The organism is Streptomyces sp. NPDC055955 (genome assembly GCF_042270245.1).
GTDB lineage: Bacteria > Actinomycetota > Actinomycetes > Streptomycetales > Streptomycetaceae > Streptomyces.
On record NZ_JBHJYS010000009.1, the window covers coordinates 314420 to 330381 of the forward strand.

Here is a 15962-nt window from a genome sequence, read left to right on the forward strand (position 1 = left end):
AGATTTCTGCCGCGGGGGGCCAACTTCGTTGCTACGGACCGGCAATGACGTCGCAAGTGTTGACGGCCTCGCCTCAACTGATCTACGTTGCGCGGCACTTGGCTTTCCATCGTTGTAACTCGGTCACCGGGAGCATGAGTTGAACAGACGCACCCTCCTCGCCGCCTCCCTCGCCGCCGCGGCCACCGCCACCGTGTCGGGCTGTGGCAGCGGGTCCGGCCGCAAGCCGGGTGAGCTCGAGGTCCTCTACCGCGTGGAGAAGACCTGGCCGCACCTGGAGAAGATGCTGAAGGAGGCCAAGAAGGAGTACGAGGCCGCGCACAAGGGTGTCACCGTCAAGCTCACACCGGTCCAGGGCAGCAGCGAGGACTACTACACCAAGCTCGCCCTCCTGAACCGCTCGCCCGGCTCCGCCCCCGACGTCTACTTCCACGACACCTTCCAGGTCAACGCCGACGTCGCGGCCAAGAAACTCGCCCCGCTGGACTCCTACCTCGCCAAGTGGCCCGACTGGCAGGAGCAGTTCCCGAAGTCGCTGCGCCAGGCGGCCCGGGGCCTGGACGGCAGGACGTACGGCGTCCCGATCTCCACCGACAACCGAGGCCTCTGGTACAACAAGGACGTCTTCAAGTCCGCGGGACTGCCCGAGAACTGGGCCCCCAAGACCTGGGACGACGTCCTGGACGCGGCCCGCACCATCAAGCGCAAGGTGCGCGGCGTCACCCCGTTCTGCATGTACTCCGCGAAGATCCACGGCGAGGGCGCCACCATGCAGGGCTTCGAGATGCTCCTGTACGGCACTCCCGGCGGCACCCTCTTCGACCACGGCAAGTGGGTGGCGCGGAGCAAGGGCATCACCGACTCCCTGAAGTTCATCGACACGGTCTACCGCGAGGACCTCGGCCCCAAGAAGGCCGACGCCCTCAACGCCAAGCTCGCCGACAAGGCGCTCTTCGAGTGGTTTCCCGAGGGCAAGCTCGGCATCAGCCTGGACGGCGGCTGGATCTCCGGCTCCTGGAAGCCGTCCGGACCGCACCCGTGGCCGGAGTGGACCGAGAAGATGGGCTGGGTCCCGATGCCCACGCAGGGCGGCGAGGCGCCGGGCGCCGTCAGCATGTCGGGCGGCTGGGTCATGGCGGTCAGCTCGTACAGCAAGCTCAAGCAGAAGGGCTTCGACTTCATCACGGTGGCGCTGAACAAGAAGAACGCCGCCCTGTACTCCGAGGGCTCCGGCGACCTCGCCGTCCGTAACGACGTGGCGTCCGACCCGGCTTATCTCAAGAGCGACCCCTCGATCGAGTTCTGGACGGGTCTCGCGAAATACACCCACTACCGGCCGGCCTACGAGCAGTACCCGAAGGTCTCCGCGCAGATCCAGGAGGCGATGGAGGCGGTCACCACCGGAAGCGGCTCCCCGGCGGACGCGGCGCGGCGGTACGCCCAGGAAGTGAGCCGGATCGTCGGTTCGGACAACGTTGTCTCGACCTCATGACGATGACCGCCTCCGCCCCGGCGACGCGCACCCCGGCGAAGACGCCGCAGCCGTCGCCGGGCCGCCGCGCGCTGCGGTGGCTCCTGCCGCTCGCGCCGGCCCTGGTCCTGATCGCGGTCTTCATGGTGGGGCCGGTCCTGTGGAGCGTCTGGATCGCCTTCACCAACGAGACCCTCACCGGGTCGGCCTCCGTGCACTCGCACTTCATCGGCCTGGACAACTTCACCAGGCTCTTCGCCGACGACGCGTTCACCGGCTCGCTGGTGCGCACCCTGGTCTTCGTCCTGTTCTCGGCCGTCCTCGGCCAGAACGTGCTCGGCCTGCTGATCGCCCTGGTGCTCCGCGGCAAGAACCGGGTCGTCCGAGGTGTGGTGAACGGTGTCGTCATCGCGGCCTGGGTCGTCCCCGAAGTCGTCGCCGCCGCCTGCTGGTTCTCGTTCCTCGACGAGAAGGGGACGCTCAACTCGGTGCTCGGCGTGCACCAGGAGTGGCTGGTCTCCGCGCCGATGCTCGCCGTGATCCTCGCCAACACCTGGCGCGGCACCGCGTTCTCCATGCTCGTCTACTCGGCGGCCCTGTCCGAGGTGCCCCGTGACGTGCTGGAAGCCGCGAAGGTCGACGGCGCCTCCACCGGCCGCACCTTCTTCGGCGTCACCCTGCCGCTGATCCGGCGCTCCGTGCTCTCCAACCTGATGCTGACCACGCTGCAGACCCTCGCGAGCTTCGGCCTGATCTACGCCCTGACCGGCGGCGGCCCGGGCGAGGAGAGCCAGACCACGCCGCTGTACATGTACGAGCAGGCGTTCAAGTACTTCGAGGTCGGCTACGGCAGCGCCATCGCCCTGGTGATGCTCCTGTTCGGCGCGCTCCTTTCGCTGGTGTACCTGCGGCTGATCAAGGTGGAGGACTGATGACCCGCTGGGGCGCGCGCACCGCGTCGCACGCCGTGATCGTGCTGATCACGCTCTGCTTCCTCGGCCCGTTCGTGTGGGTGCTGCTCTCCTCCGTGCAGCCCGGCTCCTCGCCGGCGGCCGAGCCGTCCTTCTCGTTCTCGCTCAGCAACTTCCGGGCCGTCCTGAACTGGGACACGGTGTACGGGCCGCTGCTCAACTCCGTGATCATCTCCGGCTCCACGGCCCTGCTCACGGTGGTCGTCTCCGGCCTCGCCGCCTACCCGCTCTCGCGCTACCGGCTGCGCTACAAAAGGCACTTCATGCTCACTCTGCTGTTCTCCACGGGCCTGCCACTCACCGCGATCATGGTGCCGGTCTACGCGATGTTCTTCCGTTTCCAGCTGTACGGCTCCGTCCCGGCGATGGTGCTGTTCCTGACGGCCGGCGCGCTGCCGTTCGCCATCTGGATGATGAAGAACTTCATGGACGGCGTGCCGGTCAGCCTGGAGGAGGCCGCCTGGGTGGACGGCGCGGGCTGGGTCCAGTCGCTGCGCCGCGTGGTGGCACCTCTGATGGCGCCGGGCGTCGCCGTCGTCGCGATCTTCGTGTTCGTCGGCCAGTGGGGCAACTTCTTCGTCCCGTTCGTGCTGCTCGACACCCCGGAGAAGCAGCCGGCCGCGGTCACCATCTACTCGTTCTTCTCTCAGTACGGCCAGGTGGCGTACGGGCAGCTGGCGGCGTTCTCCGTCATCTACACCACGCCGGCCGTCCTGCTCTACGTCCTCGTCAACAAGTACCTCTCCGGCTCGTTCAACATGGCCGGATCGGTGAAGGGATAGCACGGTGCGCATCATCCGTGTCGAGCCGACCGACCTGTTCGTCGGTCCCGCCGACCACCCCCTGCAGGTCGTCCGGGTGGAGCTCAGCGAGCCCGCCCCGGTCGTCGTCAGCGGCCCCGGCGCCCACGGCGAGGGCGCGGCGGGGGAGCCGGGGACTCCGGTGGAGATCGGGGTGCGCTGCGACGCCGCGCCCGGCACCGTCGTCCCCCTCACGGTGACCGCCGGCGGCCAGGTGGCGCTCGCCGAACTGACCGTGGCGGAGCCGGGCTGGACGGTGTGGATGGTGCCGCATTTCCACTACGACCCGGTGTGGTGGAACACGCAGGCCGCGTACACCACCACCTGGGACGACGCGGGCGACACGGCGCAGCAGTTCCGGATCGACTGGCAGTACACCGGCTTCGAGCTGATGCGCCTGCACCTGCAGACCGCGCGCCGTGACCCCGACTACCGGTTCGTGCTGGCCGAGGTCGACTACCTCAAGCCGTACTGGGACGCGCACCCCGGTGACCGCGCCTATCTGCGCCGCCTCCTGCGCGAGGGCCGCGTCGAGCTGATGGGCGGCACCTACAACGAGCCCAACACGAACCTCACCTCCGCCGAGTCGACCGTCCGCAACCTCGTGTACGGCATCGGTTTCCAGCGCGGCGTGATGGGCGGCGACCCGCAGACGGCCTGGCAGCTGGACGTGTTCGGGCACGACCCGCAGTTCCCCGGCCTCGCCGCGGACGCCGGGCTCACCTCGTCGTCGTGGGCGCGCGGCCCGCACCACCAGTGGGGCCCGATGCTCACCGACCGCGACCGCGAGCAGGACGGCTGGGGCGACCCGTCGACGATGCAGTTCCCCGCCGAGTTCGAATGGCTCTCGCCCAGCGGCCGCGGCGTCCTCACCCACTACATGCCGGCGCACTACAGCGCCGGCTGGTGGATGGACTCCGCCACCAGTCTCGTCGAGGCGCAGGACGCGGTCCTGGAGCTGTACCGGCTGATGAAGAACGTCGCCGCGACCCGCAATCTGCTCCTCCCCGTCGGCACCGACTACACCCCGCCCAACCGCTGGGTCACCGAGATTCACCGGGACTTCGCCGCCCGCTACACCTGGCCGCGCCTGAAGTGCGCCTTGCCGAGCGAGTTCTTCGCGGCCGTACGCGGCGAGCTGACCGAACCCTCGCCGCAGACCAGGGACATGAACCCGGTCTACACCGGCAAGGACGTGTCGTTCATCGACACCAAGCAGGCGCAGCGCGCCGCCGAGTCCCTGCTCACGGAGGCCGAGACGTTCGCCACCCTCGCCTCCGTCGAGACGGGCGCCGACTACCCGCACGCCCGGATCGACAAGGCGTGGCGGCAGCTCGCGTACGGCGCGCACCATGACGCGATCACCGGCTCCGAGTCCGACCAGGTCTACCTCGACCTGCTCACCAGCTGGCGGGAGGCGTACGACACGGGGCGTGAGGTCCTCGACGTCTCGCTGCGCCGGCTGGGCCCCGCCGCCGAGGACACGGTGACCGTCTTCAACCCGTCGGCGTGGCCGCGCACCGACCTCGTGCGCGTCCGCCTCACCCACCCCGAACCCGGCTTCCACGGCTGGGAGTCGGCGGACGGCACGCCACTCGTCCTGGAGCACCCGCGCCACCACGAGGACGGCTCGCTCGCCGAGGCCGACGTGGTCTTCCTCGCCGCCGACGTCCCCCCGCTCGGCTACCGCACCTTCCGTCCCCGCCCTTCCCGTACGGCATCGTGCTGGGCGCCGTCGCCCGACGGCACGGCCCGCATCGCGAACTCCACGCACGTACTCGAAGTGGACCCGCGACGCGGCGGCTGCGTCTCCCGGCTGACCGTCGAGGGCCGCGAACTGCTCCAGGCCGGCCGCGTCGGCAACGAACTCCTCGTGTACGAGGAGTACCCGGCGCACCCCCGCTACCACGAGGGCCCCTGGCACCTCGTGCCGAACGGGGCCGTGACCGGATCGGCGTCCGCGCCCGCCACATCCGTGCGCACCGAGACGAGCGCCGTCGGCGAGCGGATCACGGTGACCGGCACGGTCGGCCCGGTGCGGTACACGCAGACCCTCACGCTCTGGCACGGCGTCGACCGTCTCGACGGCGTCACGCACATCGACGCGTTCGACGGTGCCGACCGGCTGCTGCGGCTGCGCTGGCCGGTGCGGGTGCCCGGCGCCCTGCCCGTCAGCGAGGTCGCGAACGCCGTCATCGGGCGCGGTTTCGGCCTGATCGACGTCGACTCCGCGGAGCATCCCTGGACCCTCGACAACCCGGCGAACAACTGGTTCGCCCTGTCGTCCACCGCCCGCGTCCGGCTCCCCGACGGGGACCGCGCCCTCGGCATCGCCGAGATCGTCACGCCCGACGGCGCCGGCGCCAGGGACCTCGCCGTCGCCCTGGTGAAGGCGGGCGTGACCAGCACCTGCTCGGCCGCGCCCGGCGCCCGCTACGGCGACCTCGCCGTGGACTCCAACCTCCCCGACGTACGCATCGCGCTCGGAGGCCCGGACGAGAACCCGTTCACCGCGGAGGTGCTGACGGGGGAGTACGCCGACGCGTTCGCCGCGCAGCTCGCCGCGACCGGCCGGGCCCGACTGTGGGTGCCGGCCGAGAGTCCGCTGGAGAAGGTGTGGGTACCGGGTGCCGACCTGCGCGCCGCACACGCGCTGCCGGTCCTCGTCGTGGCCGGTGAGGGCGCGGTGGACGACCTGGTCGCGGACCTGGACGACGCGACGATCGAGGTCGCGCACGGCGGACCGCTCACCGAACCCCCGCTCGACGACTACACGGTCGCCCTCGTCAACCAGGGAGTTCCCGGCTTCGCGGTGGACTCCGGCGGCGCCCTGCACCTGTCGCTGATGCGCTCCTGCACCGGCTGGCCGTCCGGCGTGTGGATCGACCCGCCACGGCGCACGCACCCGGACGGCTCCACGTTCCAGCAGCAGCACTGGACCCACTCCTTCGACTACACGCTGATGGCCGGACCGGGTGACTGGCGCGCGCAGAGCGTGGTCCCGCGCGCCCACGACGTCAATCACCCGCTGCGCGCGGTACGCGGCGAGGGCGAGGGCCGGCCGCAAGCGCGGTCGTTCCTCGCGGTGGAACCCGCGGGCCAGGTCGTCCTCAGCGCGCTCAAGCCCGCGGGCAACCCCCTGGCCGAGGGCGAACTGCCCGGGTCGGTGACGGGATTGACGATGCGCCTCTACGAGGCGACCGGCCGGCCGGTCCGGGCCGCCGTGGCCACGGACCTCCCTCTCACCGAGGCCCACCGCGCCACCTTGCTGGAGCACCCGCGGGCCCCGCTCGACGGACTCACCGTCGACCTCGGCGGCATGGACATCGCCACGGTCGTCGCCCGGCTCCCACAGGCGCGCGGCGGGGTGGAGCCCGGCCACGAGCCGGACCAGCCGGTGTTCACCCGCTACTGGCTGCACAACACCGGCCCGGCCCCGACCGGGAACCTGCCCGTGGCCGTCCACCTGCACCCGCCGGTGCTGCGGGGCGCGGGCGACGTCACGCTCACCGTGGCCTCCGGCCTCACGCGAGCGTCCACCGCCGGAGAGGCCCGACTCCTGCTCCCGGAGGGCTGGTCGGCGGACACGACAGCGGTCCCGTACGACCTCGAACCGGGCGGTCACCTCGCCCGCGAGATGCGCGTCACGCCATCCCCGTCGGCGGAACCGGGAACGTACTGGCTGCGGGCGCGCACGACATACGACGGGCAGACCTTCGAGGACGTGACCCGCGTCCTGATCGGCGAGGGGCCGGCGGCCGAGCCCGCGGCGGCTCTGCGCACGACGGCGCTGCGACTGGCACCGGGGGAGGCCGGAACGCTCGACGTACAGGTCAGGTCGGACGCACGTACCCCCGTCCACGTGCAGGCCCAGCTCATCAGCCCCTGGCAGACCTTCGAGCTGTTCCCGCGCTGGAACACGGGCGCGGAGGTCCCGGCACGGGGTGAGCACACCCTGCGCTTCCCGGTGTCCGTCCCCGCCGGGACCCGGCCGGGGCGCTGGTGGGCCGTGGTCAAGCTCGCGGCCGCCGGATGGCTGCACTACACCGAGGCCGTCGAGATCGAGGTCGTCCCGTGACGCGGACCCACGTCGCCGCCCGGGTCGGTGATCGGACCTTCACCGAGGCCGAGGTCGAGGCCCGGGTGGCGAGGCTCCGGCGCGGCCCCCTGGCGCCCCGCCTGCCTCGCCCCGGAGCAGCGGACGCGCGCAACCTGCGCCGCTGGGTGGTCCAGGTCATGACGTACGAGGCGGTCGTCGAAGCGGAGGCGGCCGCGCTGAACCTGCCGCCTCGACCGCCCACCGAGGGCGGGTTGAGCCTGGTCGACGCCCTGCGGATGGGCGGCGTGACGGCGGCGGTCCTGACGTCGCTGCCGGTGGCCCGCGCGGTACGCGAGCGGGTCACCGCCGACGTCGCCGTACCGGAGCCCGCCGTCCGCGACTACTACGCCCGCAACCGCGACCTGCACCCCGGCCCCTACGAAGCGGAGCGCGCCGCCATCGAGCACGAACTCCACCGGGCGGCCGCAGACCGCCACTTCGTGCTGTGGCTGGAACGCCGCCACGCCGAATCGGTGACCCTCATGCCCGGCTACGAACACCCCGCGGACCCCCGGCACACGGACGCCACGCATCGTCACTAGACCCCGATGAGCACGAGACCCCGATGAGTCAGGAGGTGTCTGTGACCGAGCTCGACGAGCTGCTGCAGCGGGCACGACGGATCCACGACCTGTACGACCGGCTGAACCTGCACGAACGAGGGCGGGTGTGGACCCGGGAGGAGTTCATGCTCGGTTTCATGGGCGACGTCGGAGACCTCGCCAAGCTGGTGATGGCGCAGGAGGGCGCCCGGGAGGTGCCCGGCGGGCGGCAGGCGCTCGAACACGAACTGGCCGACTGCCTGTGGTCCGTGCTGATCCTGGCGCACCGTTACGGCGTCGACCTGCGGGCCGCCTTCGGCCGCACGATGACGGAGCTGGAGCAGGCCATCACCGCGCGGCTTCCCGAGGACGGGTGAGCCGGATGGAACGCGAGGCCATGGACCTCGACGCGTACGTCGCCCGGACGCGCACCGGACCCTGCTACATCTGCGCCTACCTCGCGGGGGACCCGGACCACCGGCACGAGACGGTCTACGAGGACGACGCGCACGTGGCCTACCTGGACAGGTACCCGACCCTGCCGGGCAAGGTGCTGGTCGCGCCGAAGGCGCACATCGAGCACGTGGTCCGGGACCTGGACGAGGCGGCGTACGGACGGCTGATGCTCGTGGTGCGCCGAGTGGCGCTGGCGGTGGAGGCGGTGTTCGCGCCGGAGCGGACGTATCTGCTGTCGCTGGGCAGCGGGCAGGGCAACAGCCACCTGCACTGGCACATCGCCGGCCTGCCGCCGGGCGTGCCCTACGAGCGGCAGCAGTACCACGCCCTGATGACGGAGAACGGGGTGCTCGCACTCACCGAGGAGGAGCGCGCGGACATCGCGGACAGGCTGCGCCGGGCGCTCGGCTGAGGGCCACGCCAGGGACATGGAACCGCCCGGTGGGACCGGCAGGACTGCCGGTCCCACCGGGCGGTTCGGCGTCGCGGCACCTACTGGCCGCCGAGCCCCGTCGTGGCCACGGACCGCACCATCTGACGCTGGAAGATCATGAAGACCAGGATGAGCGGCACGGAAGCGAGCAGCCCGGAGGCGGCCAGCTGCGCGTACTGCAGTCCGTAGGAGTCCTTGACCGTCGCAAGTCCCACGGGCAGCGTCATCAGGGACTGGTCGCTCGTGCTGATGAACGGCCACAGGAAGTTGTTCCAGGCGCCGATGAAGACGAAGATCGCCACGGCGGACAGGATCGGCCGGGACAGCGGCAGGACGACGCTGAGGAACACCCGGGCGTTGCTCGCACCGTCGAGCCGGGCCGCCTCCTCCAGCTCACGCGGGATGGCGTCGAAGAACCTCTTCAGGATGTACACCATCGGCGGCGCCACGACCTGCGGCAGGATCATGCCGGCGTAGGTGTCCACGAGATTCAGCGAGAGCATCTCGCGGAACAGCGGCACGATCAGGATCTGCGGCGGCACCATGATCGACGCGATCGTCACGGCGAACAGCAGCCGCCGGCCCCTGAAGAGCGTGCGCGAGAACCCGTACGCCGCGAGCGCGGACACCGCGACGGTCAGCACCGTGACCATCGCCGCCACGAAGAAGCTGTTCAGCGCCCACATGGGGATCTTGCCCTGGCCGAATATCTTGCCGTAGGCGGCGGCCGTGAAGCCGTGCTCCGGTATCCAGCCGTCCCCGACCGAGGCCGCGTCGGGTTCCGTCTTGAGCGAGGTCACCAGCGCCCAGGCGATGGGCGCCAGCCACATCAGGGCCATCAGCCCGAGCGCGGCCCAGGCGCCCACCTTGGCACCGATCCCCGAACCCAGTACCTGCTGCGGCCGGGTGCTGCGCCGCACCCGTGCGCGGCTCTCGGCTCCGCGCGCCGGCCGGGCCTTCGGGCGGATCAGGGTGTCGGCAGTCATCGTCACGCCTCCTTGCGCGAGAAGAACTTGAGCTGCCCGATGGAGAGGATCAGCAGCAGGGCGAAGAAGATGTACGACATGGCGGCGGCGTAGCCGAGCCGGTAGCCGGTGAACCCGGAGTCGAAGATGTACTCCAGGACCGGCCGGGTGGAGCCGTCCGGGCCGCCCTTGGTGAGCAGGAAGATCTGGTCGAACACCTTGAGCGACGCCAGCACCTGCAACACCGTGATCAGCGCGGTCGTCCGGTGGAGCTGGGGGATGGTGATGGACCACAGGCGGCGCCAGGCACCGGCGCCGTCGATCGCGGCCGCCTCGTAGAGCTGGTCGGGCACGGACTGCAGGGCGGCCAGATACAGGAGGAAGTTGAAGCCGACGGTCCACCAGACGGTGATCAGGACCACCGACCACATCGCGTAGCGCTCCTCCACCAGCCAGCCGACGCCGTCCAGGCCGATCGCCTTGAGAAAGGTGTTGAGCATGCCGGAGTCCGTCTGGAACAGCAGGAGCCCGACCTGCCAGATCACGGCGCTGGTGAGGAGGTACGGCGCGAAGAAGGCGAGCCGCCACAGCCACTGGCCGGGCAGCCCCGCGTGCACGAGGAGCGCCATGACCAGGGCGAAGACGACGAGAGGGACGGTGGACATGACCGTGAAGAGCACGGTGTGGCCGATCGTCTCCCACATCTTCGAGTCGGTGAGCGCCTCGGCGTAGTTGCCGAAGCCGACGAACGTGGAGTCTCCCCGGCCGGTGAGGCTGGAGTTGGTGAAGCTCATCCACAGGCCGTAGACGAGGGGGACCACCAGGAAGAGCGCGAAGACCACCAGGAACGGGGTGACGAACAGCGGCCCCGATGCGCGGCCGCCGAGCGAGCGGCGGGCGGTGCGGCCGCCGCGAGCCTGCCATGTACTCATGACAATGATTCCTCTCGTGCGGCTCAGGCCGGGTTGGGCTTGCTCAGGTAGAAGTCGAGCGCCTTGACCATCTTGTCGACTGCGACGGACGCGGAGTTGGCGCCCACAAGGGCGGTCTGCATCGCCTGGCACATCTGGACCTGCGAGTCCGCGCCGGCTCCCATGAACCAGGCGGGCGGGTCGAGCGCCGGGGTCTTCGCGGCGGCCGCGTACTCGACCTGCGGTTCCAGGTGCCGGTACTTCTGCGACTCGACGATCGGCAGATAGCCGGGGATGTGCCCGGCCTGGGCCCAGGTGAAGCTGGCCTTGAACAGTTCGGCGACCAGACGGTGCGTGGTGCGCCGCCGCTCCTTGTCGGGGTTGGCCTGGTGCGGCAGTACGAACATGTGGGCGTCGGCCCAGCCCGCGGGGCTGTCATAGATCTGCGGGAACGGGGCGGCGCCCAGCTCGATGCCCTTGATCTTGCTGAACGCGGCGGAGTCCCACTCGCCGGTGAAGATCAGCGGAGCCTTGCGGGAGGCGAAGGCGCCCACCGACGTGGTCGGGTCCATGGTCCGGCACTGGGGTGCGACCAGCTTCTGCATGAAGGTGATGACCTCGACGGCCGTGTCCTTGTCGAGGCGGGTCTTCTTGCCGGACAGGTCCAACTCGGCGCCCGTCTGCCGGTACAGGGACCAGAACATCCGCCAGTTCTGGGCGGAGTCGTTGACGTGGCCGTACACCGGACCGAGACCGCCCTTGTTGACGGAGCGGAGCTTCTTCGCCGCCTCCAGATAGCCCTCCGGGCCGCCGAAGGGGAGGAGCTTGCCGTCGCTGTCGACCAGGCCCGCCTTGTCCATCACCTCCTTGTCGTAGAAGACGACGAAGGGGTGGGTGTCGAGCGGCAGCGCGTACTGGCCGCCGTCGTACCGCCCGCGCGTGGCCGTGACCGGGTTGATGTGGTCCAGGGTCACCCCGAACTCCCGGAACAGATCCATGTCCCAGGGGTCGAGCAGCCCGCCCGGCGCGTACCCGGCGAACCGCGACACGTGCATGATCGCGACGTCGGGCGCGCGACCGCCGGCCGAGGCCATCGCCAGCTTGGTGTAGTACGACTGGCCCCAGTCCAGGACCGTCGTGGTCACCTTCAGGCCGGGAGTCCTGCCCTCGACGGCCGTGACCATCTGCTTCATCAGGCCGCCGTCGCCGCCGGTGAAGGGGTTCCAGTACTGGATGGTGCCGGTGCTCGCTGTGGCGATCGAGCTGCACGCGCTCAGTGCCGGGGCCGTCGCGGCCGCTGCGGAGCCGAACAGGGCGCCGCGCAGCAGGTTCCTGCGGGAAACGGCCATCACGCCGCCCCCTCGGGGGCCGACTCGATGGCCGCCGGGCGCAGCTGAGCGGCCCGGACCCGCTCGACGTCGAGCTTGACGGAGCGGTCGAAGCGGTAGACCCCGTTCTGCTCCTGGAACACGTCGGTGAGCTGGGTGTAGCAGTAGCCGAACATGTCCGGGTCGTCGAGGAGCACCCCGGTCAGACCGGCGAAGCGCTGCTGGAACTCCTCCTCGTCCCGGGGCCGCTGCCCGTATCCCCACGAGGCGTCCCGGTCCTCACCGCCCGCTGCCGCGGCCTCCTCCGGGTTCCACCAGATACCGCCGAACTCGCTGCAGAAATAGGGCTGTCCGCGGTACGGGACCGACCATTCGGTGTCGCCCGGCTCGTCCTGCGGATTGATGAACGGCGCGTTCTTGTCGAGCCCCGCCATCAGTTCCCGGAAGGCTTCGGGGTCCTGCTCGTAGCAGTGCGAGTCGTAGACGTCCGTCTCGGCGACGCGGTGGGAGTAGCCGGAGGCGTCGAGCACCGGACGCGAGGTGTCGGCGGCCTTGGTGGCGAGGAACATCGCACGGGTCGCGTCGTCGAGCGTGGTGTGCCGGTCGTGGAGCTGCTGACGGGTCTCGTTGAGCGGGCACCAGCCGATGATCGAGGGGTGCGAGTAGTCCCGCTCGACGGCCTCCAGCCACTGGGCGGCGAAGCCGACGGTCTGCTGCTGGTTGTCGCCGCTCAGCGGACCGCTGCTCGCGCCCCAGTCGCCGAACTCGCCCCACACCAGGTAGCCCAGACGGTCCGCGTGGTGGAGGAAGCGCTCCTCGAAGACCTTCTGGTGCAGGCGGGCCCCGTTGAACCCGGCGGCGAGCGACAGCTCGATGTCACGGACCAGCGCGGCGTCGTCGGGCGCCGTCATCAGCCCGTCCGGGTACCAGCCCTGGTCGAGGACGAGGCGCTGGAAGACCGGCTTGCCGTTGAGCAGGATCCGCTTGCCCTCGATGGTGACCGAGCGCAGCCCCGCGGTGCAGCGGGCACGGTCGACCACGGTGCCGGAGCCGTTCACCACGTCGAGGTGGATCTCGTACAGGTGCGGGTCCTCGGGCGACCAGGTCCTGAGGCGCTCCTCCGGGACGGGCAGCACCAGGCGCGGCGCGAGATCGAGGTGGGCCGCGACCGAAACCTCGGCCACCGTGCCCCGCTCGTCGGTGAGCCGGGCTCGGATGCGATGGCCCGCGCGGCTGCCGGACAGGGGAAGCTCGAGGTGGAAGCAGCCTGCGGCGAGGTCAGGCGTGATCCGGGGCCGTCCCAGATGGGTGTCGGCCACCGGCTCCAGCCACACCGACTGCCAGATCCCCGTCGTGCGCGTGTAGTGGCAGCTGTGATTGGCGTACTGGTCGGACTGCTTGCCACGGGCCTGCGGGCCCTGCCGGGAGTCCCTGGCGCGCACGACGACGACCGCCTCGTCGCCCGCGCTCACCACACCGCCGAGGTCGGCACTGAAGGAGGTGAACCCGCCGCTGTGGCGCGCCACTTCACGCCCGTTCACCCACACGGTGGCGTCGTGGTCGACGGCCCCGAAGTGCAGGACGGGACGCCGGCCCCGCCAGCCCTCGGGGATCCGGACCGTACGGCGGTACCAGACGGCCTGGTGGAAGTCGGTGTCCCCGATGCCCGACAGCTCCGACTCCGGGCAGAAGGGGACGGTGATCCGCTCGGGCAGCTCGGCGTGCACCAGGCCGCGTTCGAGTCCGCTGTCACCCGGGTCGAAGGCGAACTGCCAGGTGCCGTTGAGGGTGAGCCACTCGTCCCGGACGAAACCGGGGCGGGGGTACTCGGGGCGGGGGACGTCGGCGTTCCCGTGATCGGGATTAGGGCGCTCTTCAGACAGAGTCGACATCGTTGTCTCCTGGGACGGCCTCAGCGATGCGCTCATCACAGCACAGGACTTACATCGTTAAAAAGACTTGTGGGCAAGGTAGTTGAAGGAACTAGCCCGCCGACCCCGCCCGCGCACCCCACCGCCGCAGACTTCGCGGCCGTCGGCGTAAGGCCGACGCGCGACACGGCGACGGGCGGGTGGAAGCCGTGGTGTCCGCGCGATCCGTGCCCCGGTGGTGGCGGAGGGGCAGAGGCACCTATGGGGTGCAGCCGGAGCCGGAGCCGGAGCCGGAGCCGGAGCCGGAGCCGGAGCCGGAGCCGGAGCCGGAGCCGGAGCCGGTGTGCGGACCGCGCACCACCGAGGCCACACACCGCGCGGGCTCCGGCAGCGAGGCCACGATGCGCCGGCCCTTCGCATCGCACCTCGCCACCAGCCACGCCCCTACAGTTCCTCCCTCCCCAGCGGCCTATCGCCCCTCCCACGCGCGCTGTCCCAGAAACGCCCGCCTAGGAACGTCTCCCTATATAGGTGCCTCCCTCGGACGCCCCTATATAGGGACGGCTCAGGCACGGGTACAGGGACGGCTCATACACCGGGAAGCAGCCCGATCGCCCGATAGGCGGCGTCCACGGTCGGCTTCGCCATCTCCCTCGCCCGCTCAGCTCCCCGCCGCAGCACCTCCTCTACATACGCGGGATCCGCGACCAACTCCTTGTGCCTCTTCTGCAGCGGCGCGAGAAGCTCCACCACAGCCTCCGCGGTCGCCTTCTTCAGCGCGCCATACGACTCATATACACCGCTCAGGCCTTCCGGGTTCCCACCCTCACAAGCGGCCAGAATCTCCAGCAGATTCGACACCCCGGGCTTGGCCTCGCGGTCGTACTCGACTTCCGTGCCGCTGTCCGTGACCGCCCGCAGGATCTTCTTGCGCACGACGTCGGGCTCGTCGAGGAGATAGACGATCCCGGCCCCGCTGTCATGCGACTTCCCCATCTTGGAAGCAGGGTCCTGGAGGTCCATGACGCGCGCCGCGACAGCGGGTGGCGTCGCCCGCGGCACCACGAAGGTGTGCCCGTACCGCTGGTTGAACCGCACCGCCAGATCCCGGGAGAGCTCGACGTGCTGCGTCTGGTCGTCACCCACAGGAACCTCGTCCGCCCCGTACGCGAGGATGTCCGCCGCCATCAGCACGGGGTACGTCAGGAGCGACAGCCGCACGCTCCCGCCCCGTTCCCGCTCGCGGACGGATTTCTCCTTGTACTGGATCATCCGCCGCATCTCGCCGTCCGTGGCGACGCACTCGAGCAGGTAGGACAGTCGTGCGTGTTCGTCCACATGACTCTGTACGAACACGGTGCACACCTCGGGATCGAGCCCCGCGGCAAGCAACAGCGTCGCCGCCTGCTTACTGAGTCGCCGCACCCGCCCGGGATCGTGGTCCACGGTCAACGCGTGCAGATCGACGACGCTGAACAGCGCGTCGGCCCTGTGCTGATCCACTTCAGCCCACTGCCGTACGGCGCCCAGATAGTTCCCCAGCGTCAGATGCCCGGTCGGCTTGACCCCGCTGAAGATTCGCGTCATTACTCCACCTCCTGGTCAGGACCGCCGCGTCCCGGCTGCCGGGCTCCGTGGTCTCCAGGAGGGAGATACAAGAACGGCCGCCGAGGCGGCGGCCGTTGGGTGCATGCTTCTGCCGGCCGCCGTCAGGCGGCCCACCACTGCTGGGTGTGCGCATGCGTAGTCACGAGTCCAAGACTAGACCGCACAGGCCTCACAGGCGGGAAGTTGACACGCCTGGGCCCGGTACGTAGTGTTCTCCGAGTTGCCCGACGTGAGCTCCGGTCCTTGGCCGGTCCCCGGGTGGCCATTCCGCAAGAACCATTCAACGATCGTTGTCGCGTCTCTCTGAGATGCGCCACGTCTCGTTTTCATGCGTCTTTGCGAAATGAGGAATCCGCGTTCGAAAGGACGCCCCCGATTAGCTCGGGAGTCAGGAATCCGCTAAAGTCTCACTCGTCGGAACGGCCCAACAGCCGAGAAGACAAGCCCCGCTGACTGGGAGTCAGGCCCGAAAGGATCTGATAGAGTCGGAACCGCCGGAAAGGGAAA

General features: G+C 70.0%; 13 protein-coding genes. 7 read left to right on the forward strand and 6 right to left on the reverse strand.

Going from position 1 to position 15962, the window contains the following annotated elements; genetic code table 11:
• Positions 1–139: 139 nt before the first annotated feature.
• The 7 genes from ACFC96_RS20825 to ACFC96_RS20855 are packed head-to-tail and all read left to right on the forward strand — an operon-like array spanning position 140 to position 8751.
• A complete protein-coding gene (locus ACFC96_RS20825) occupies positions 140–1492 on the forward strand; it encodes an extracellular solute-binding protein (RefSeq protein ID WP_376222223.1) in 1353 nt (450 codons plus the stop codon).
• A complete protein-coding gene (locus ACFC96_RS20830; protein WP_376222225.1) occupies positions 1489–2403 on the forward strand; it encodes a carbohydrate ABC transporter permease in 915 nt (304 codons plus the stop codon). The genes ACFC96_RS20825 and ACFC96_RS20830 overlap by 4 nt, the downstream gene beginning before the upstream one ends.
• A complete protein-coding gene (locus ACFC96_RS20835; RefSeq protein WP_376222227.1) occupies positions 2403–3224 on the forward strand; it encodes a carbohydrate ABC transporter permease in 822 nt (273 codons plus the stop codon). Before ACFC96_RS20830 ends, ACFC96_RS20835 begins: the two co-directional genes overlap by 1 nt.
• 4 nt (positions 3225–3228) lie before the next feature.
• A complete protein-coding gene (locus tag ACFC96_RS20840) occupies positions 3229–7320 on the forward strand; it encodes an NEW3 domain-containing protein (RefSeq protein WP_376613520.1) in 4092 nt (1363 codons plus the stop codon).
• On the forward strand, positions 7317–7883 hold the full coding sequence (locus tag ACFC96_RS20845; RefSeq protein ID WP_376613522.1) for a hypothetical protein: 567 nt from the start codon (positions 7317–7319) through the stop codon (positions 7881–7883). The genes ACFC96_RS20840 and ACFC96_RS20845 overlap by 4 nt, the downstream gene beginning before the upstream one ends.
• Before the next feature lie 41 nt (positions 7884–7924).
• Positions 7925–8260: a MazG nucleotide pyrophosphohydrolase domain-containing protein gene (locus tag ACFC96_RS20850; RefSeq protein WP_376222232.1), complete on the forward strand. Its 336-nt coding sequence runs from the start codon at positions 7925–7927 to the stop codon at positions 8258–8260.
• A gap of 5 nt (positions 8261–8265) precedes the next feature.
• Positions 8266–8751 carry an HIT family protein gene (locus ACFC96_RS20855; RefSeq protein WP_376267649.1) on the forward strand — a complete coding sequence of 162 codons (486 nt, stop codon included), beginning with the start codon at positions 8266–8268 and terminating at the stop codon, positions 8749–8751.
• A gap of 80 nt (positions 8752–8831) precedes the next feature.
• On the opposite strand, the gene ACFC96_RS20860 is transcribed toward ACFC96_RS20855, so the two are convergent.
• The 6 genes from ACFC96_RS20860 to trpS form a co-directional block, all read right to left on the reverse strand.
• Entirely contained in the window at positions 8832–9758 is a 927-nt protein-coding gene (locus tag ACFC96_RS20860) for a carbohydrate ABC transporter permease (protein WP_376613523.1), read from the reverse strand.
• A 2-nt stretch (positions 9759–9760) separates the two neighbouring features.
• On the reverse strand, positions 9761–10669 hold the full coding sequence (locus tag ACFC96_RS20865) for a carbohydrate ABC transporter permease (protein ID WP_376225702.1): 909 nt from the start codon (positions 10667–10669) through the stop codon (positions 9761–9763).
• Positions 10670–10692: 23 nt separating this feature from the next.
• Positions 10693–11997: an extracellular solute-binding protein gene (locus tag ACFC96_RS20870; RefSeq protein WP_376225700.1), complete on the reverse strand. Its 1305-nt coding sequence runs from the start codon at positions 11995–11997 to the stop codon at positions 10693–10695.
• Positions 11997–13868 (reverse strand): glycoside hydrolase family 2 protein, encoded by a 1872-nt coding sequence (locus ACFC96_RS20875; RefSeq protein WP_376613525.1) that lies wholly within the window; start codon positions 13866–13868, stop codon positions 11997–11999. Before ACFC96_RS20875 ends, ACFC96_RS20870 begins: the two co-directional genes overlap by 1 nt.
• 238 nt (positions 13869–14106) lie before the next feature.
• A complete protein-coding gene (locus ACFC96_RS20880; RefSeq protein ID WP_376613527.1) occupies positions 14107–14280 on the reverse strand; it encodes a hypothetical protein in 174 nt (57 codons plus the stop codon).
• Between the two features lie 155 nt (positions 14281–14435).
• Positions 14436–15434: a tryptophan--tRNA ligase gene (trpS, locus tag ACFC96_RS20885; RefSeq protein ID WP_376267654.1), complete on the reverse strand. Its 999-nt coding sequence runs from the start codon at positions 15432–15434 to the stop codon at positions 14436–14438.
• Positions 15435–15962: the final 528 nt, after the last annotated feature.